This window comes from Metapseudomonas phytobenefica (genome assembly GCF_043392685.1).
Classification (GTDB): Bacteria; Pseudomonadota; Gammaproteobacteria; order Pseudomonadales; family Pseudomonadaceae; genus Metapseudomonas.
Genome location: NZ_JBHZGM010000023.1, coordinates 1 through 18,159, shown reverse-complemented (window position 1 = coordinate 18,159; position 18,159 = coordinate 1). Strand labels below are relative to the sequence as shown.

At 63.3% G+C, this 18,159-nt stretch carries 20 protein-coding genes and 1 tRNA gene; 5 read left to right on the top strand and 16 right to left on the bottom strand.

The window, feature by feature from the left end; genetic code table 11:
• The first annotated feature begins 118 nt into the window (after positions 1-118).
• Entirely contained in the window at positions 119-1,552 is a 1,434-nt protein-coding gene (locus ACFW0B_RS17970) for a M48 family metalloprotease (protein WP_449150363.1), read from the top strand.
• 58 nt (positions 1,553-1,610) lie between these two features.
• Here ACFW0B_RS17970 and nadA read toward each other — a convergent pair whose 3' ends face one another.
• The 16 genes from nadA to aspS form a co-directional block, all read right to left on the bottom strand.
• Positions 1,611-2,669: a quinolinate synthase NadA gene (nadA, locus tag ACFW0B_RS17965; protein ID WP_449150362.1), complete on the bottom strand. Its 1,059-nt coding sequence runs from the start codon at positions 2,667-2,669 to the stop codon at positions 1,611-1,613.
• Between the two features lie 314 nt (positions 2,670-2,983).
• Positions 2,984-3,059, bottom strand: a tRNA-Lys gene (locus ACFW0B_RS17960).
• A 59-nt stretch (positions 3,060-3,118) separates the two neighbouring features.
• The gene (gene queC, locus ACFW0B_RS17955; protein WP_449150361.1) at positions 3,119-3,793 is read right to left on the bottom strand and encodes a 7-cyano-7-deazaguanine synthase QueC; all 675 of its coding nucleotides are present in this window, start codon (positions 3,791-3,793) and stop codon (positions 3,119-3,121) included.
• Between the two features lie 69 nt (positions 3,794-3,862).
• Positions 3,863-4,510: a 7-carboxy-7-deazaguanine synthase QueE gene (gene queE / locus ACFW0B_RS17950; RefSeq protein ID WP_449150360.1), complete on the bottom strand. Its 648-nt coding sequence runs from the start codon at positions 4,508-4,510 to the stop codon at positions 3,863-3,865.
• Positions 4,511-4,636: 126 nt separating this feature from the next.
• Entirely contained in the window at positions 4,637-5,461 is an 825-nt protein-coding gene (gene ybgF / locus ACFW0B_RS17945) for a tol-pal system protein YbgF (protein ID WP_449150359.1), read from the bottom strand.
• A 6-nt stretch (positions 5,462-5,467) separates the two neighbouring features.
• Entirely contained in the window at positions 5,468-5,965 is a 498-nt protein-coding gene (gene pal / locus ACFW0B_RS17940) for a peptidoglycan-associated lipoprotein Pal (protein ID WP_449150358.1), read from the bottom strand.
• Between the two features lie 58 nt (positions 5,966-6,023).
• On the bottom strand, positions 6,024-7,328 hold the full coding sequence (tolB, locus tag ACFW0B_RS17935) for a Tol-Pal system beta propeller repeat protein TolB (RefSeq protein WP_449150357.1): 1,305 nt from the start codon (positions 7,326-7,328) through the stop codon (positions 6,024-6,026).
• Complete coding sequence (gene tolA / locus ACFW0B_RS17930) at positions 7,325-8,344, bottom strand: cell envelope integrity protein TolA (protein ID WP_449150356.1); 1,020 nt, start codon at positions 8,342-8,344, stop codon at positions 7,325-7,327. The genes tolB and tolA overlap by 4 nt, the downstream gene beginning before the upstream one ends.
• Positions 8,344-8,802 carry a protein TolR gene (gene tolR, locus ACFW0B_RS17925; RefSeq protein WP_449150355.1) on the bottom strand — a complete coding sequence of 153 codons (459 nt, stop codon included), beginning with the start codon at positions 8,800-8,802 and terminating at the stop codon, positions 8,344-8,346. The genes tolA and tolR overlap by 1 nt, the downstream gene beginning before the upstream one ends.
• Before the next feature lie 34 nt (positions 8,803-8,836).
• Entirely contained in the window at positions 8,837-9,532 is a 696-nt protein-coding gene (tolQ, locus tag ACFW0B_RS17920; protein ID WP_190831225.1) for a protein TolQ, read from the bottom strand.
• A 2-nt stretch (positions 9,533-9,534) separates the two neighbouring features.
• A complete protein-coding gene (gene ybgC / locus ACFW0B_RS17915) occupies positions 9,535-9,981 on the bottom strand; it encodes a tol-pal system-associated acyl-CoA thioesterase (protein WP_449150354.1) in 447 nt (148 codons plus the stop codon).
• A gap of 91 nt (positions 9,982-10,072) precedes the next feature.
• Positions 10,073-11,125: a Holliday junction branch migration DNA helicase RuvB gene (gene ruvB, locus ACFW0B_RS17910; protein WP_449150353.1), complete on the bottom strand. Its 1,053-nt coding sequence runs from the start codon at positions 11,123-11,125 to the stop codon at positions 10,073-10,075.
• 6 nt (positions 11,126-11,131) lie between these two features.
• Positions 11,132-11,737, bottom strand: coding sequence for a Holliday junction branch migration protein RuvA (gene ruvA, locus ACFW0B_RS17905; RefSeq protein ID WP_449150352.1), 606 nt, complete (start codon positions 11,735-11,737; stop codon positions 11,132-11,134).
• 21 nt (positions 11,738-11,758) lie between these two features.
• Complete coding sequence (gene ruvC, locus ACFW0B_RS17900; RefSeq protein WP_449150351.1) at positions 11,759-12,283, bottom strand: crossover junction endodeoxyribonuclease RuvC; 525 nt, start codon at positions 12,281-12,283, stop codon at positions 11,759-11,761.
• Positions 12,284-12,419: 136 nt separating this feature from the next.
• The gene (locus ACFW0B_RS17895; protein ID WP_449150350.1) at positions 12,420-13,169 is read right to left on the bottom strand and encodes a YebC/PmpR family DNA-binding transcriptional regulator; all 750 of its coding nucleotides are present in this window, start codon (positions 13,167-13,169) and stop codon (positions 12,420-12,422) included.
• Positions 13,170-13,230: 61 nt separating this feature from the next.
• Complete coding sequence (gene aspS / locus ACFW0B_RS17890; RefSeq protein WP_449150349.1) at positions 13,231-15,006, bottom strand: aspartate--tRNA ligase; 1,776 nt, start codon at positions 15,004-15,006, stop codon at positions 13,231-13,233.
• A 272-nt stretch (positions 15,007-15,278) separates the two neighbouring features.
• Here aspS and ACFW0B_RS17885 point away from each other — a divergent pair, with 272 nt between their 5' ends.
• From ACFW0B_RS17885 to ACFW0B_RS26015, 4 genes are all read left to right on the top strand, one after another.
• Positions 15,279-15,455 (top strand): hypothetical protein, encoded by a 177-nt coding sequence (locus ACFW0B_RS17885; RefSeq protein WP_449150348.1) that lies wholly within the window; start codon positions 15,279-15,281, stop codon positions 15,453-15,455.
• 135 nt (positions 15,456-15,590) lie between these two features.
• A complete protein-coding gene (locus tag ACFW0B_RS17880; protein WP_449150347.1) occupies positions 15,591-16,061 on the top strand; it encodes a Dps family protein in 471 nt (156 codons plus the stop codon).
• Positions 16,062-16,167: 106 nt separating this feature from the next.
• Complete coding sequence (locus ACFW0B_RS17875; RefSeq protein WP_449150346.1) at positions 16,168-17,235, top strand: GGDEF domain-containing protein; 1,068 nt, start codon at positions 16,168-16,170, stop codon at positions 17,233-17,235.
• 151 nt (positions 17,236-17,386) lie between these two features.
• Positions 17,387-17,989: a cold-shock protein gene (locus tag ACFW0B_RS26015; RefSeq protein WP_459251720.1), complete on the top strand. Its 603-nt coding sequence runs from the start codon at positions 17,387-17,389 to the stop codon at positions 17,987-17,989.
• The last annotated feature ends 170 nt before the right edge of the window (positions 17,990-18,159 follow it).

The following is an 18,159-nucleotide window of genomic DNA, read 5'->3' as shown; positions in this document are numbered from 1 at the left end:
AGGTCGCGGGGGCGGTAATACTTGAGCGGACGGTTAGGATACCGAAGGCGGGGCGCCGCTGGCTATCTAGCGCCGCTGAAGGCTACATTTACGCCTTTGCCGCCAACGAGCCCAGTGCATGAATCTTCTGCGCCCTACTCTGCTGACGCTTGCCTGCTTCCTCGCTTCACCCGTCATGGCTGACGACCTGCCTTCGCTCGGGGACTCCAGCTCGTCCATCGTTTCCCCGGAACAGGAACACCAGCTTGGCCGCGCCTGGCTGAGCCTGCTGCGCGGCCAGGTACCGCAACTCGATGACCCGCAGCTCAAGGACTACGTGGAATCCAGCGTCTATCGCCTGGCCGAGACCAGCCAGCTGCAGGACCGGCGCCTGGAGTTCGTCCTGCTCAACAGCCCGCAGTTGAACGCCTTCGCCGCCCCAGGCGGGATCATCGGCGTCAACGGCGGCCTCTTCCTCTACGCCCCCACCGAAGCCGAATACGCCTCGGTACTGGCCCACGAACTGGCGCACTTGTCCCAGCGCCACTTCGCCCGCGGCGTCGAGGCCCAGCAGCGCATGCAGGTACCGGTGATGGCGGCGATGCTGGCGGGTATCGTCGCCGCTGCGGCAGGCGCCGGCGATGCCGGCATGGCCGCGATCATGGGCACCCAGGCCGCGGCCATCCAGGAGCAGCGTCGTTTCTCCCGGCAGAACGAACAGGAAGCCGACCGCATCGGCCTGCTCAACCTGGAAAAGGCCGGCTATGACCCGCGCGCCATGCCGCGCATGTTCGAGCGACTGATGCGTCAGTACCGCTACGACGCCAAGCCGCCGGAATTCCTCCTCACCCACCCGGTGACCGAAAACCGCATCGCCGACACCCGCAACCGTGCCGAGCAACTGCCGCCCGGAGGTGTCGAGAACAGCCTGCGTTACCAGCTGATGCGCGCCCGCGTGCAGCTGATGTTCGAGGAAACCCCGGGAATAGCCGCCAAGCGCTTCCGCGCCATGCTCGACGAAGACCCGAAACTGGATGCGGCCCGCTATGGCCTGGCCATCGCCCAGATCAAGGGCGGCCAGCTCAATCAGGCGCGGGACAACCTGGCCCCCCTGCTGGCCAAGGCGCCGAACGAGATCGTCTACAACCTGGGCCAGGTGGATCTGGACATCACCGCCAATCGCCTGGCCGAAGCGCGGCAGCGCGTCGAGCGCCTGCTCTCCCAGTACCCCAGCAACTACCCGCTGAAGCAGATGCGCAGCGACCTGCTGCTCAAGCAGAACAGGCCGAAGGAGGCCGAGAAGGTGCTCGACGGCCTGCTCAAGAGCCGGCCGAACGACCCGGATGTCTGGTACCAGGTGGCCGAAGTCCGCGGCCTGGCCGGCAACACCATCGGCCTGCACCAGGCGCGCGCCGAGTACTTCGCCCTGGTGGGCGAATTCGACCAGGCGATCGAGCAGCTGGGTTTCGCCAAGCGTCGTGCCAGCGGCAACTTCCCGCTGGCCGCACGCATCGACACCCGCCAGCAGGAGCTGATCCAGCAGCAACAGATGGTCAAGCAGATGATGCGCTGATCAGGTCCCTGGAAATGAAAAAATCCCGGACATGTCCGGGATTTTTTCTGGGCGGGATTCAGGCGTTGCCGGCCTGCTTGAGGCGTGCGGCCTGGGTGAAGTCCAGCATGCGCTTGAGCGGCTTCACCGCACGCGGGATCAGCGCGGGCTCGACGAAGATCTCGTTGGTGCCCTCACGCAGGCACTGCAGGGTGCGCTCCAGAGTGTTCATCGCCATCCAGGGGCAATGGGCGCAGCTGCGGCAGGCCGCGCCGTTGCCGGCAGTGGGCGCTTCGATGAACTGCTTGCCCGGGCACAGCTGCTGCATCTTGTAGAAGATGCCGCGATCAGTGGCGACGATGAAGGTCTTGTTCGGCAGGGTCTGCGCAGCCTTGATCAGCTGGCTGGTGGAGCCGACCGCGTCGGCCAGTTCGATCACCGCCTCGGGGGACTCCGGGTGCACCAGTACCGCGGCATCCGGGTACAGGGCCTTCATGTCCTGCAGCTGCTTGGCCTTGAACTCCTCGTGAACGATGCAGGCACCGTCCCAGAGCAGCATGTCGGCACCGGTTTCACGCTGGATATAACGGCCCAGGTGCTGGTCCGGTGCCCAGATGATGGTTTCGCCGTTGTCCATCAGGCTCTCGACGATCTCCAGGGCGCAGCTGGAGGTCACCACCCAGTCGGCGCGGGCCTTCACGGCCGCGGAGGTGTTGGCGTAGACGACCACGGTACGTTCGGGATGCTGGTCGCAGAAGGCGGAGAACTCGTCCACCGGGCAACCCAGGTCCAGGGAGCAGGTCGCTTCCAGGGTGGGCATCAGCACGCGTTTTTCCGGATTGAGGATCTTGGCCGTCTCACCCATGAATCGCACGCCGGCAACGACCACGGTCTGCGCCGGATGCTGATTGCCGAAACGGGCCATTTCCAGGGAGTCGGAAACGCAGCCGCCGGTTTCCTCGGCCAGAGCCTGGATCACCGGATCGCAGTAGTAGTGGGCGACCAGCACGGCATCGCGCGCCTTCAGTTCGGTGGCAATGGCGGCACGGTAATGCGCCTCCTCCTCGGCCGTCAGCTGTTTGGGCTGCTTGGCGGCAAGATGGGCCTGGACCAGAAAGCGTTCGGAAAGCTGTGTCATGGGAGCTGAACCTGCGAGCGCGTGGCGCAAAGATAGTGTACACCCACTCCTTCTGACGCAAACGCCAGCGGGAGAGGGCGCGGATCATAACGCAGATTTGGCGGCTCCGGGACAGCCCTGGCAATCACCGTCCGTCCTCTGCCCCGGTAAAACTTCTCCTTCTCATTCTTCGACCTTCGCCCCCCCCGACTTTCTTGCGTGCGCGAAAGGCCTGGTGATTCGCCGCGAATAGGAACGCTGCGCCAAGCTGTGTTTTCCGAGCGGAAACAAAAAAGCCCGCCTGGTTCCAGGCGGGCTTTTCGATCTTGCGAATTTGGTGGGTCGTGTAGGATTCGAACCTACGACCAATTGGTTAAAAGCCAACTGCTCTACCGACTGAGCTAACGACCCAACGCGAGGCGCATGATACTGATTTTATTCAGGAATTCAACACCCCTTTTGAAAATAATTTACTGATAGCAAGTCGGATCCTCGACGCCAGCAGCAACAAAGCCCGCCGCACGCAGCCGGCAGCTGTCGCATTTTCCGCAGGCGCGGCCCTCGTCATCCGCCTGATAGCAGGAAACCGTGAGCCCGTAATCGACCCCATGGCGGATGCCTGCCTGGACGATTTCGGCCTTGCTCAGGTTCTGCAGCGGCGCCTGGATGCGGAAGCCATCCCCTTCCACACCGGCCTTGGTGGCCAGGTTGGCCATGCGCTCGAAGGCTTCGACGAACTCCGGGCGGCAATCCGGGTAGCCGGAGTAATCCACCGCGTTGACACCGATGAAGATGTCGCGCGCACCGAGCACCTCGGCCCAGCCCAGGGCCAGCGACAGGAACACCGTGTTGCGCGCCGGCACGTAGGTCACCGGGATGCCTTCGGTCGGGCTCTCGGGAACCTCGATGGACGTGTCGGTCAGGGCCGAACCACCAATGCCGTTGAGGTTGAGGCCGATCACCTTGTGCTCCACCACACCCAGTTGCCGGGCGACACGCTCCGCAGCATGCAGCTCGGCGCGGTGGCGCTGGCCGTAATCGAAACTCATGGTGTAGCAGGCGTAGCCCTCGGCACGGGCCAGGGCGACCACGGTGGCCGAGTCCAGGCCACCGGACAACAGGATGACCGCTTTCTTCTCGCTCATGGGATATCCCTCGAAATCAGCCTGCCGCGCATGCCATGCACGGGCAGGCAAGGTGAAGATCGTGCCGGATCAGTGACCCGGCTCGTCGTTCCAGAGGATCTTGTGCAGCTGCAGTTGCAGGCGCACGGGCAGGTTGTCGGCCACGATCCAGTCTGCCAGGTCGCGGGCGCTGACTTCCTTGTGGCTGGGCGAGAACAACACCTCGCCGGCTCGCTGCTCCAGGCGGTACTCGATCAGCTTGGACACGGCCCAGTCATAGTCCTGGCGGGAGCAGATGACGAACTTCACCTGATCGTTGGCCGTCAGGTGGGCAATGTTCTCGTAGCGGTTGCGGCCGACTTCGGCGGAGCCCGGGGTCTTGAGGTCGACCACCTTGCTCACCCGCGGATCCACGGCAGAAACGTCGAGGGCACCGCTGGTCTCGATGGATACCTCGTAGCCGGCGTCGCACAGGCGCTGCAGCAGCGGGATGCAATTGGGCTGGGCCAGCGGCTCACCACCGGTGACGCAGACATAGCGGGGTTTGTAGGCAGCGACGCGTTCGAGGATGGCGTCGAGCGCCATGATCTCACCGCCACTGAAGGCATAGGCGGTGTCGCAGTACTGACAACGCAGGGGGCAGCCGGTCAGGCGCACGAAGACCGTCGGCAAGCCGGCGGTACGTGTTTCCCCCTGCAACGAGTAGAAAATCTCGGTAATTCGCAGGGTTTGATGCATATCAGCCACGGGCGTGACGGCGAAACAGGCCATCCGCCTCCGTTGCGGGATTGAAGATTGGAGGTGGGCGATTCTAACGAAAAAACCCGCGACTGGCGCGGGTTTTCGTGAACCGGAGGCTCGGGATCAGGGCAGGCGCTGCAGGTCGCGCTGGGCCAGTTGGGCGGCCGAGCTGCCCGGGAACTGGCTGATGACCTGCTGGAGGATGGTCTTGGCCTTGGCGGTATTGCCCAGGCGCTGCTCGACATCCGCCAGCTTGTACAGGGAATCCGGCACCTTCGGGTGCTGCGGATAGGCCTGGCTGACCCGGGCGAAAGCCTGGCCGGCACCTTGCAGGTCGCCTTTGGCGAGGTTCACTTCGCCCAGCCAGTACTGCGCATTACCGGCGTACTGGCTGTTGGGGTACTTGCGCAGGAAGGCGTTGAAGGCCTGGCTGGCCTTGTCGAAGTCCTTCTGCTTGATCAGGTCGAAGGCAGCGTCGTAGTAGAGCTTTTCCTTCGCGGGATCACCCGGCTCGCTGCTGGCAGCCGCTTGCTGCGCAGGAGCGGCGGGGGCGCCGTTGGCAGCAGGAGCACCAGCGGCAGGGGAATTCGGAGCTACCGGTGCGCCAGCGGCGGCACCACCGGAAAGGCGGCGATCGAGGTCCTGGTAACGCTCCAGGCTTTCCTGCTTCAGGCGCTGGATTTCGTACTGTTGCTCCTCGAGCATGCCACGCAGGCGAGTGATCTCTTCCTGCATCTGCTGGAGCTGCATGAACAGCTCGCCCTGCGCAGAGATAGGGGCCGCGGGGGCCCCTGTCCCGGCGTAGGCAGCGCCAGTCGTACCGTAACCGGCCGGTGGATAACTGCCGCCGTAGCCGGCGTTGTTGTCCACCACGGGAACCTCAGCCAGCGCCGCGAACGGCAGACCGGAGAGGGCCAGGAAAGTCAGAGCACGACTGGACTTGCGCATAGCGAATTACTTACGCAGCTCTACGCGGCGGTTTTGCGCCCAGGACTGCTCGTCGTTGCCAGTGGCAACCGGACGCTCTTCGCCGTAGGAAACCAGTTCCAGCTGAGCCGGGGAAACGCCTTGCAGAACCAGGTAGCGCTGAACGGCCTTGGCACGACGCTCGCCCAGAGCCATGTTGTACTCACGGGTACCACGCTCGTCGGTGTGGCCTTCCAGGACAACGCGGTTGCCGTTGGCCTTCAGGTCCTTGGCGTGTACGTCCAGAGCGCGCATGGCTTCCGGCTTCAGGTCGGAGCTGTCGTACTCGAAGTAGAAGGTGGTGATAGCGCGCAGAGCGGCTTCTTCGCTCATGCTGCCATCTACACCGCTAGCACCGGCGTTGTAGCCAGCGTTCGGGTCAACGGCGCCTTCGCCAGTGCCTTCGCCGCCTTTGGACGAGCAACCAACGGCTACGGCCATGGCCAGAGCGAGAGCAGCAAATTTGCCGAATTTCAGCATTTCCATCATGTAACTCCTAATGAACCCCAGGTGTGTTTGGCAAAGGTATTTTTTAAGGACCGCTTCAGTTCAGGTACGGCGACCAGGACGGTTCGCGAATGTCGCCCTGAACTGTGGGAATCGGGACTCGTACACGCCCGTTTGTAGACACGAGCATCAGCACGCCGCCCCCCTGCTGGCGAGTTGCGTAGATTAGCATGGTGCCATTAGGCGCAACAGTGGGAGAGTCGTCCAGAGAGGTGCCGGAAAGGATGCGCGGAGCGCTGCCCGAGCGGGTCAGATCCTGGGCTGCCACCTTGAAGTTGGTGAAGCCGTCCTGACGGTGAATCATCACCAGCATCTTCTCGTCAGCCGAGAGTTTCGGGTTGGCGTTGTAGTTGCCCACGAAGGTCACGCGCTGCGGCTCGCCACCGTTGATGTTGACCTTGTAGATCTGCGGCTTGCCGGCACGATCCGAGGTGAAATAGATGGTCTGGCCATCGGCGCCCCAGAAGGGCTCGGTGTCGATCGCCATGTTGTTGGTGACGCGACGCATCTGGCGGCTGCCCAGGTCCATCACGTAGATCTCCGGGTTGCCATCGCGGGACAGCACGAACGCCAGGCGATTGCCCTCCGGCGACCAGGCCGGAGCGCCGTTCAGGCCTTCGAAGTTGGTGATCTGCTCGCGGCGGCCGGTGTCGATGTGCTGGATGAAGATGCGCGGACGCTTCTGCTCGAAGGACACATAGGCGATACGACGGCCATCCGGCGCGTAGCGCGGCGACAGGATCGGCTCGCGGGATTGCAGCAGGGTCACGGCGCGCTGGCCATCATAGTCGGAACGCTGCAGGGTATAGCGGGTGTTGTTCACCGAGAAGCGCTCTGCGGTCACGTAGAGCATGCGGGTGGAGAACGCACCCTTGATACCGGTGAGTTTCTCGAACGACTGGTCGGCGATATAGTGCGCCATGTCACGCAGCTGGTCGGTGGAGCCGCTGACATTGCCAGCCATGACCTGCTGCTCGGTGGTGACGTTGAACAGGGCGAACTGCACCTGCAGGCGGCCACCGGCCGGAACGACGCTGCCCACCAGGACGTACTGGGCGCCCAGGGCCTTCCAGTCGCGGTAGATCACTTCGCTGGCCTGGGTCGGCAGGCTGATCATGTTCTGGCGCGGAATTGGCTCGAAGTAACCGGAGTTGCGCAGGTCGTTTCCGACCACTTCGGAAATGTCGGTGGGCAGCACGGTGCCGCCCTGCCAGCCAAAGGGCACCACGGCGATCGGGGTCGCCCGGTCGGTACCGCTGGTGATCACCAGCGGGTCGGCGGCCTGGACAGAGCCGACCAACATGGCCACTCCGATCAGGACGATACGAATCAGGGTTTTCACAGACCTAAATCCTCCGGTTTGAAGATGGTGCGGCGCTGCCTGTACATCCGGTCAAAGGTAGCGCGGTCCAGTTGTTGCATTTCGGGGATGCGACCAACGCTGCGGACCGCACTCACGGCCGAGCTGTCGAAGGGCGCATCGCCGCTGGAGCGGGTGACACTGGCGTTGGTGATGGTGCCGTCGGGCAGCATCTCGATCAGTACCTCTACGCTCATGCCGTTACGTGCCGATGGCGGCCGGCGCCACTGTTCGCTGACCAGCTTGATGATCAGGTCATCGAGGCTACCGGCGACCTGGTCACCGACCTCGTCGGCCAGGGCCTGCTGGTGCCCCACATCCTCGGACAGCAGCTCGGCCAGGGCCGCGGCTTTCTTGTCCTCGGCAGCCTTGCGCTTGGCTTCGTCTGCCGCTTTCTTCTTCGCAGCATCAGCAGCAGCCTTCTTCTTGGCGTCTTCTGCGGCCTTTTTCTTCGCTGCTTCGGCTACCGCCTTCTTCTTCGCCTCTTCCGCGGCCTTTTTCCTGGCCTCTTCTGCGGCTTTCTTCTTCGCCTCTTCGGCCGCCTTCTGCTTGGCCAGCTCTTCGGCTTTCTTCTTGGCGATATCGGCCTGCTTCTTCTCTTCGGCCTTCTTGGCTTCTGCTACCTGCTTGGCTTCCTGGGCCTTCTTCGCCGCCTCGTCGGCCTTTCGAGCTTCCTCAGCTTTCTTTTGTTCCGCTGCCTTGGCCGCGGCCACCTTCTGTTCCTCGGCCTTCTTCTGCTCCAGCTGCTCGGTCTCATACTGAGGAGCAGTGGTCTGCTTCTTCTCGCCGGCGATCTTCTGGTTGGTCTGGGTGGTAGCCTGGCTCTGGGACTTGAGCTGGTACAGGGTAGCCTGCACGATCGGCCGGGAAGACGGCAGTTCCGGGGTGAAGGCGAAGCTGACGAACAGCATGCCGAACACCAGGGCGTGCAGGGACACGGCCCAGATGGTTGGCCAGAAGTAGCTTTCCGAGGAGGAGCGTTCGCTCTGCTGATGCATCAGGGCGCCTCGGTGATCAGCCCGACGTTGGCCACGCCGGCCTTCTGCAGGCCGCCCATCACCGCCATCACGGCGCCGTAGTCGACCGTTTTGTCGCCACGGACGAAGACCTGCACGGTCTTACCCTGGCGACTGTTCTCGGCCATGATGCCGGAGGCCGCCTGGACCAGCTGGTCGAGGGAAACCGAGGTCTCGCTCTGACGGGTCTGATCGGTCTGCACCTCTTCGCCCATGTTCCAGTAGTAGGACTTGTCGGCCTTGATAGAGATGGTCAGGACGCGGGCATTGTTGTCCTGCGGCAAGGCCTCGCTGGAGACCTTCGGCAGGTCGACCTTGACGCCCTGGTTGAGCATGGGCGCGGTGACCATGAAGATCACCAGCAACACGAGCATGACGTCGATGTAAGGCACGACGTTCATCTCGGCGACCGGTTTGCGTTTGTGGCGGATTCTGGCCATGGCTTGAAACCTTTCCTCTCAGGGTTCCGGCGGCTTACTCGTCGCTGGTATGCACCTTGCGGTGCAGGATGGCCTGGAACTCGTCGGCGAAGGTGTAGTAGCGGCCGACAAGGGTTTCACCACGAGCGGCGAAGCGGTTGTAGGCGATAACGGCCGGGATCGCAGCGAACAGGCCGATCGCGGTGGCGATCAGGGCCTCGGCGATGCCGGGGGCCACGGTGGCCAGGGTCGCCTGCTGCACCTGGGCCAGGCCGCGGAAGGAGTTCATGATGCCCCACACGGTACCGAACAGGCCGATGTACGGACTGGTGGAACCGACGGTGGCAAGGAACGGCAGGCTCTGTTCGAGCTTTTCTTCCTCACGGGAAATGGCCACGCGCATGGCACGGGCAACGCCTTCCATCACCGCGTCCGGGTCGACACCGGCCTGCTGGCGCAGACGGGAGAATTCCTTGAAGCCGGCACGGAAGATCTGCTCCACACCGCAGTCCGGGTCCGGGTTGCTGCCCGCCTGACGGTACAGCTTGGACAGGTCGATGCCGGACCAGAAACGCTCTTCGAAGGTCTCCAGGGACTTCTTGGCGGCGCGTAGCATGTTGCTGCGCTGGAAAATCATGATCCACGAGGTGACCGATGCGGCCACCAGGGTCAGCATGACCAGTTGCACCACGATACTGGCGTTGCTGATCAGGCTCCACATGGAGGTATGGTCGACGACGTTGGCTTCCACGCTTAATCTCCTGCTGGGAATAGACCCGGGTCGGCGACGAAGGCTTCACGCAGCGCTTCGGGAATCGCCCGGGGTTTCAAACTGTCGGCACGTACACAGGCAATCAGGAATTGCCCTTCACATAGCAATGCATCATCGGAGGCGCGCCTGACCTGTTGACGAAAACGCAAGCTCGCACGGTTCAACTCCACTACCTCGGCACTGACGTTCAGCTCGTCGTCCAGCTTCGCAGGCGCCATGTAGCGCGCTTCGGCCGAATGCACGACGAACAGCAGGTTCTCCCCGGCCAGCTCGGACTGGGCAAAGCCCAGACTGCGCAGGCGCTCGGTTCGAGCCCGCTCCATGAACTTGAGGTAATTGACGTAGTAGACGATTCCGCCTGCATCGGTGTCCTCGTAATAGACACGACAGCGATGCTGGAACGGCTGGGTTCCATTTTGCGCGCGCATACTCTAGTGCTAACTCCTAAGGTTGCCAATCCGGCGAGGCAACTGTTTTTCATGGCAGCGTCCCTGCCGAGCGCTTCGACCACAAAAGTCTCTAATCGTCACCCGAACCGAACAGATCAGCGGTCGGATTGTCCGCCATGCGCTTGGGCAGGTTCAGCCCGAAGTGCAAGTAGGCATGGCGGGTGACCACCCTGCCCCGCGGGGTCCGCATGATGTAACCCTGCTGGATCAGGTAGGGTTCGAGAACATCTTCGATCGTGTGACGCTCTTCGCTGATCGCCGCCGCCAGGTTGTCGACCCCCACCGGACCGCCATCGAACTTGTCGATCATCGTCAGCAGTAGACGCCGGTCCTGGTGGTCGAAGCCACGTTCGTCGACGTCCAGCAGGTTCAGCGCCTTGTCGGCGATGATGCGGGTGATCTGCCCCTCGCCACGGACCTCGGCGAAGTCCCGCACCCTGCGCAGCAGGCGGTTGGCGATACGCGGCGTACCACGGGCCCGCCGCGCGATCTCGAAGGCGCCCTCGGCCTCGATGTGCAAACCGAGGATGCCGGCGGATCGGGCGACGATGGTCGCCAGGTCCTGGGTGCTGTAGAACTCCAGGCGCTGGACGATACCGAAGCGGTCGCGCAGCGGGTTGGTCAGCATGCCGGCCCGGGTGGTGGCGCCCACCAGGGTAAAGGGCGGCAGGTCCAGCTTGATCGAACGCGCCGCCGGCCCCTCACCGATCATGATGTCGAGCTGGAAGTCTTCCATCGCCGGGTAGAGCACCTCTTCGACGATAGGCGAGAGGCGATGGATCTCGTCGACGAAAAGCACGTCGCCGGCTTCCAGGTTGGTCAGCAGCGCCGCGAGATCGCCAGGCCGCTCCAGCACCGGGCCGGAGGTGCTCTTGATGGACACGCCCATCTCGCTGGCGATGATATTGGCCAGGGTCGTCTTGCCGAGGCCGGGCGGGCCGAAGATCAGGGTATGGTCGAGGGCCTCGCTGCGCCCCTTGGCAGCCTGGATGAACAACTCCATCTGCTCGCGCACCACCGGCTGGCCGATGTAGTCGGCCAGCCGCAGCGGACGGATGGCGCGGTCCAGCTGCTCGTCGCGGTCGCGGCTGCTGGCGGTGATGAGGCGGTCGGCTTCGATCATGCGGACTTACACCATTCCTTTCAGGGCGCGGCGGATCATTTCTTCACTGGACAACCCGTCTTCCTTGATGGCGGAAACCGCGCGGCTGGCTTCCTGGGGTTTGAAGCCGAGGGCAATCAGCGCGGCCAGGGCGTCATTCTCCGCGCTGGAGACTGCCACGCCAACCCGGGGTTCGACCACCAGGGTGGCGATGGTCGGCATGCTCTCCCAGGCCTTGAAGCGGTCCTTGAGCTCCACCAGCAGGCGCTCGGCAGTCTTCTTGCCCACACCCGGAATCTTCACCAGGGTAGACGTGTCCTGGGCCTGCACGCAGCGCACCAGCTCATCCACTTCCAGGCCAGACATCAGCGCCAGGGCCAGCTTCGGCCCCACGCCGTTCAGGCGGATCAGCTCCCGGAACAGCTCACGCTCGCGCTTCTCGAAGAAGCCATAGAGCAGATGAGCATCCTCGCGCACCACCAGATGGGTGTGCAGAGTCACCGACTCCCCCACCGAAGGCAGGCGATAGAGGGTTGTCATGGGCACTTCCAGCTCGTAGCCAACACCGTTGACGTCGAGAATCAGGTGAGGCGGTTGCTTTTCCGCCAGGTTGCCGCGCAGGCGTCCAATCACGAATAGCGTCCTATGAATTGATTACAAACGGAGACGGCCACCGCGCCGTTTGGCACTGGTCAGTCCATGGGGAATCAGGCTCTGCCGGTGGTGCGCATGGCACAGGGCGATGGCCAGGGCGTCCGAGGCGTCGATCTGCGGCTTCTGCACCAGCTTGAGCAGGTGCATCACCATCATCTGCACCTGCTGCTTGTCGGCACCGCCGGTACCGGCGATGGCCTGCTTGACCTGGCTGGCGGTGTATTCGGCGATCTCGAGACCCGCTTCGGCCGCCGCGACGATGGCGGCGCCACGGGCCTGCCCTAGCTTGAGGGCGGAATCGGCATTGCGCGCCATGAATACCTGTTCGATGCCCATGGTCACCGGCCCGTAGGAGCGAATGACTTCACTGACACCGCGAAAGACGATCTGCAGGCGCTCGTGCAATGCACCGGAGCCGGTACGGATGCAGCCCGAGGCGACGTACTCGCAGCCTCGCCCGGTGTCACGAACCACGCCATAGCCGGTGATGCGCGAACCGGGGTCGATACCAAGAATCAGGGTCATGCAGCCGCCAACTCCACAGGCCGGGACGAAGCCGGCACACTGTCTATTTATCCAGCCGCGAGTATACGGAGCCGCCCGCCAACAAAAAAGCCGGAAGCGCTCGGGGCGACTTCCGGCTTCTGGATCACGCCAGCACTCAGCCGAGCTGCTCCATGATCTCGTCAGGAATTTCAGCGTTGTGGTAGACGTTCTGGACATCGTCCAGGTCTTCCAGCATGTCGATCAGTTTCATCACCTTCTGCGCGGTTTCCAGATCGGTGATGGGAGCGGTGATCGACGGGATCATCGCCACTTCGGCCTCGTCGCCCTTGAAGCCGGCAGCGGTCAGGGCCTCGTTCACCGAGAGGAAGTCGGCGAAGGTGGTGTAGACCTCGACAGAACCGTCTTCTTCAGCCACGACGTCATCGGCACCGGCTTCCAGGGCCGCTTCCATCAGGGCTTCTTCGTCGACGCCCGGGGCGTAGCTGATCTGGCCCTTGCGGTCGAACATGTAGGCCACCGATCCGTCGGTGCCCAGGTTGCCGCCGCACTTGCTGAAGGCGTGGCGCACTTCGGCCGCGGTGCGGTTGCGGTTGTCGGTCATGGCTTCGACGATGATGGCCACGCCGCTCGGTGCGTAACCCTCGTAGCTCAGCTCGACCATGTTGTCGGCGTCGTTGGAGCCGGCACCGCGGGCGATCGCGCGATCGATGGTGTCGCGGGTCATGTTCGCGGTCAGGGCCTTGTCGACGGCCAGACGCAGGCGCGGGTTGTCCGCCGGGCTCGGGCCACCGTGCTTGGCAGCGACGGTCAGCTCACGGATGAGCTTGGTGAAGATCTTGCCGCGTTTGGCGTCCTGACGTTCTTTGCGGTGCTTGATGTTGGCCCACTTGGAATGACCAGCCATAACTCACTCCGTACTTTCTGAATGGACGACGCCTTCAGGCGCCGTCTCGGGTTGGTTCTACTTATTCGGCCTTGGCCTGTTCGCGCAGGCGGATGTTCAGCTCGCGCAGGGCCTTGGCATCCACGGTACCCGGCGCCTGGGTCATGACGTCGCCGGCGCTCTGGGTTTTCGGGAAAGCGATGACTTCGCGGATCGATGAAGCGCCGGTCATCAGCATCACCAGGCGGTCCAGGCCGAAGGCCAGGCCACCGTGCGGTGGTGCGCCGTACTTCAGCGCATCGAGGAGGAAGCCGAACTTCTCTTCCTGCTCCGCGTCGTCGATGCCCAGCACGCGGAACACCGCCTGCTGCATCGCCTTGTCGTGGATACGGATGGAACCACCACCCAGCTCGGTACCGTTGAGCACCATGTCGTAGGCACGGGACAGGGCTGCGGCCGGGTTGGCCTCCAGCTCCTGCGGAGTGCAGCTGGGCGAGGTGAACGGGTGGTGCAGCGAAGTCAGGCTGCCGTCGTCGTTCTCTTCGAACATCGGGAAGTCCACGACCCACATCGGCGCCCACTCCTTGGTGAGCAGCTTGAGATCATGGCCGACCTTGATACGCAGCGCACCCAGGGCATCGCAGACAATCTTGGCCTTGTCGGCGCCGAAGAACACGATGTCGCCATCGACCGCGCCCACGCGATCGAGGATTACATTGAGGTTCTCTTCGGGGATGAACTTGACGATCGGCGACTGCAGGCCTTCGACGCCCTTGGCGCGCTCGTTGACCTTGATGTAGGCCAGGCCCTTGGCGCCGTAGATGCCGACGAACTTGGTGTAATCGTCGATCTGGCTGCGCGGCATGGAAGCGGCGCCCGGTACACGCAGGGCGGCGACGCGGCCTTTCGGATCGTTGGCAGGACCGGAGAAGACCTTGAATTCAACCTCTTTCAGCTGATCGGCAACGTCAACCAGTTCCAGCGGAATGCGCAGGTCGGGCTTGTCGGAGCCGTAGCGGCGCATGGCTTCTTCGAAAGACATGTGCGGGAACTCGTCGAATTCGACGTCCAGCACTTCCTTGAACAGCTGACGCACCATCTTCTCGGTGATTTCGATGATGTCGTGTTCGTCCAGGAAACTGGTCTCGATGTCGATCTGGGTGAATTCCGGCTGGCGGTCGGCACGCAGGTCTTCGTCGCGGAAGCACTTGGCGATCTGGTAGTAACGGTCGAAGCCGGCCACCATCAACAGCTGCTTGAACAGCTGGGGCGACTGCGGCAGGGCGAAGAAGTGGCCCGGGTAGGTACGGCTCGGCACCAGGTAGTCGCGAGCGCCTTCCGGCGTCGGGCGCCCCAGGATCGGGGTCTCCACGTCGAGGAAGCCGTTTTCGTCCAGGTAGCGGCGGATGCTGCTGGTGATGCGTGCGCGCAGCTTCAGCTTGGCGGCCATTTCCGGACGGCGCAGATCAATGAAACGGTAGCGCAGGCGGGTTTCTTCGCCCACGTCGGAGTATTCGTCCAGGGGGAACGGCGGGGTTTCGGCCTGGTTCAGGACTTCCAGCTCGTAACCGAGCACTTCGATGGCGCCGGAAGCCATGTTCGCGTTGCGCGCGCCTTCCGGACGCATGCGGACCTTACCGGTGATCTTGACCACGTACTCGCTGCGGACGCGGTCGGCGCGGGCGAAGGTTTCTTCGCGGTCCGGGTCGAACACCACCTGAGCCAGGCCTTCGCGGTCACGGATGTCGAGGAAAATGACCCCGCCGTGGTCGCGGCGGCGGTGTACCCAACCGCAGAGGGTGACTTCCTGGCCGTCCAGGCTCTCGTTCAGTTGGCCGCAATAGTGGCTGCGCATCATGGTCGTGTTTCGCTTCTCTTGAGTCGTGAATTCGTCCGCCCGCCCAGGGGCTGCGGAGCATCCGGCGGAGGTGCAACCCCCTGCCGGACGGGCCGGGGTTCGCGGCAAAGAGCGGGATTATATAGCGTAAATTGTCACCGCGCAGCCGCCCTCCCCGCCTAGCCCAGCCCGCCGACCGGGAGCGGGTTCGCTTGCCGGGCCACAGGGCAGTGTCCAAGCTCGCCTGCACTCGCCCGACGGACGGACACGCGACACACAAGGAAGGAGTGGAGATGCGAGCGCAAGCTCTCGCGCACCTCGGCACAACAGGCGACGCGGGCGATCATCAAGGGCGTGCCGGCCGGCCACGCGTCATGGTCGGCACCGCCGCCCGCTTCCTCGATCATTTGCTGCGTGTGCCGCCCGCCAGCCACCCGCGGCTGCCGGGCAAGTTGCTGAACAAGAAATGAAACCAGCCACAGCCAATGACTTCTAAGCATCGCATTCATTGATAGAAGACAAGGCTGCCAGGTACCCGGGCCGTGTTAGGCTTTCCCCCATCACGGGCCCGGTCCGGGCCACAAGCTACCGAGAGGAGAACAGGTATGGAAATCAACATCGGAATCGCCGAACAGGATCGCGCAGCCATCGCAGAGGGCCTGTCCCGCCTGCTGGCCGACACCTACACCCTCTATCTCAAGACCCACAATTTCCACTGGAACGTCACCGGGCCGATGTTCAACACCCTGCACCTGATGTTCGAAGGCCAGTACAACGAACTCGCCCTGGCAGTGGATTCCATTGCCGAGCGTATCCGCGCCCTGGGCTTCAACGCCCCCGGCACCTACGCCGCTTACGCCCGCCTGTCGTCCATCAAGGAAGAAGAAGGCGTTCCGGCCGCCGAAGACATGATCAGGCAACTGGTGCAGGGCCAGGAGGCGGTAGTCCGCACTGCCCGTGGCATTTTCCCGCTGCTGGACAAGGTCAGCGACGAGCCCACTGCCGACTTGCTGACCCAGCGCATGCAAGTCCACGAAAAAACCGCGTGGATGCTCCGCAGCCTGCTCGCCGCCTGACCTTCAGGCTTTTCAAAAGGCCCGGGAAACCGGGCCTTTCGCTATATGCGCCACAGCCCGCCTGATCTATGCTCTGGCCATTCGACATCTCGCCACAGTGAAGTGCATGAGCCAGCCTTCGAAACATCCGTCGCTGCTTGAGCTTTTCCCCGAAGAAACCCGTGAGGCCGCCGACCTGCTCAAGCAGGCCGTTCCTCACATGGTGCGTCATTCCATTCCGCCGAACCCGGTGCATTACGCCCTCTGGTACACCTACAGCAAGGGCGTGGAACCGGATCTCAATCGCCGCCTGGACAAGATCACCAACGACTTCGACGTCTTCCCCCCGGAATCCGCCCTCAAGCTGTTTCGCGAGTACATCATCCGTGGTGAGCTCGAGGAAGCGCGCCAGGGGCAGCAGCAGGTCATCGACCTGGTGGATGACATCGAGAGCGATGTCAGCCGAAGCGTCAGCGGCAGCCAAGCGTACCAGAACAGCCTGACGGCCGGCCTGGCGGCCCTCCATGAGCCCATCATCGACGACCTTCCCAGCGTGCTGAACCACCTGCAGGAAAGCACCCAGCTGATGCAGGAGCAGCAGGAGCAGTTTCTCTATCGCCTGACGGCTGCCCAGACCGAAATCCAGCACCTGCGCAACCAGCTGGAACGCGCGCAGCTGGCCGCCACGCTGGATGGCCTGACCCAGGTATTCAACCGCCAGGCCTTCACCCGCCTGCTGGAGCAATCCCTGAAGAACAACCAGGAAGGCCTGGCGCTGGTAATGCTGGATATCGACCACTTCAAACAGTTCAACGACCAGTTCGGCCATCCGCTCGGAGACCGCGTCCTCCAGCACGTCGGCCAACTGTTGCGGGAACTGCTGCCGCCTCGCGGCATGGCGGGTCGCTACGGCGGGGAAGAATTCTGCGTGCTGTTGCGTGACTGCCAGAGCCTGGGCGCGGCCCGCGCCTTCGCCGAGCAACTGCGCAATAAAATGCAGGCACTGCGTGTGAAGGTCCGCCGCACGGACCAGGTGCTCGACACCATCACCGCAAGCTTCGGCCTCGCCCTCGCGGAACCCGGCGACACCCTCGAAAGTCTCATCACCCGGGCCGACGACGCCCTCTACCAGGCCAAGCACAACGGTCGCAACCGGGTGCATCCCGCAGCCCCGGAAGCAGCGCTAACCGCTTGATTTGAGTAGCCCTGACCTTTGCTGTTAAATACAGCCGGTGCCGCAAGTCGATCCCCTGACCTGCGGCATAGGCCGGCTCCATGCTCTTTTCATCCCGCATGTACCGGCTCTTTCCGTCTGAGATTCCGTTTCCAAGGTGAATCCATTGAACATGTTGAAAATCGTCCATCTGCTGACGGGCGCTGCCGCATTATTACTGTCCTTCATTCCGAGCCTGCGCGCTGACGCCCCCCCCTACCTGCAACAACCCGATGCCCTTTACCTGGCATTCTTCGGCCTGCTCAACCTGCTACTGGCACCAGTGGTTCCAGCCTGGGCCAAGGGATTGCGCAACCAGCTGCAGACCCTCGTCTCCGCCCTGCTGGTCCTGGCCGTGATCCTGCAAACGCTGATCCTCCTGGCGCCAATGCCCGAAATCGGTGCGCAGCCGGCCGTACTCGCCAGCCTCCTGAGCGTGATCCTCGCCGTTGCCCTGCACCTGGCCATCAACCTGCGCAAGGTGACCCAGGCGCCGCCGCTGCCCCAGGACATGTCCAACCGCGAAACCGGCACGGTGAAGTGGTTCAACACATCCAAGGGCTTCGGATTCATTTCCCGCGACTCCGGGGATGACATCTTCGTGCATTTCCGCGCCATACGCGGGGAAGGCCACCGCGTGCTGATCGAAGGACAGCGCGTGGAGTTCTCGGTCATCCAGCGGGACAAAGGCCTGCAGGCGGAGGATGTGATTGCCGCGTTGCCCAGCCGACGCTGAGGCAGATGAAAAATAGCCCGCCGAATGGCGGGCTATTTCTTTCTGGGTGCGCCAGGCATGGCGCGTAGCGCCGTGACTGGCGCTGTTCGGTTCACTGTGGTGGTGAACTGGACGACTTGGAGGTGGAAGTCCTCTGCACGCCCGGCAAGGGGAAGTGCTAGCGGAAGGCA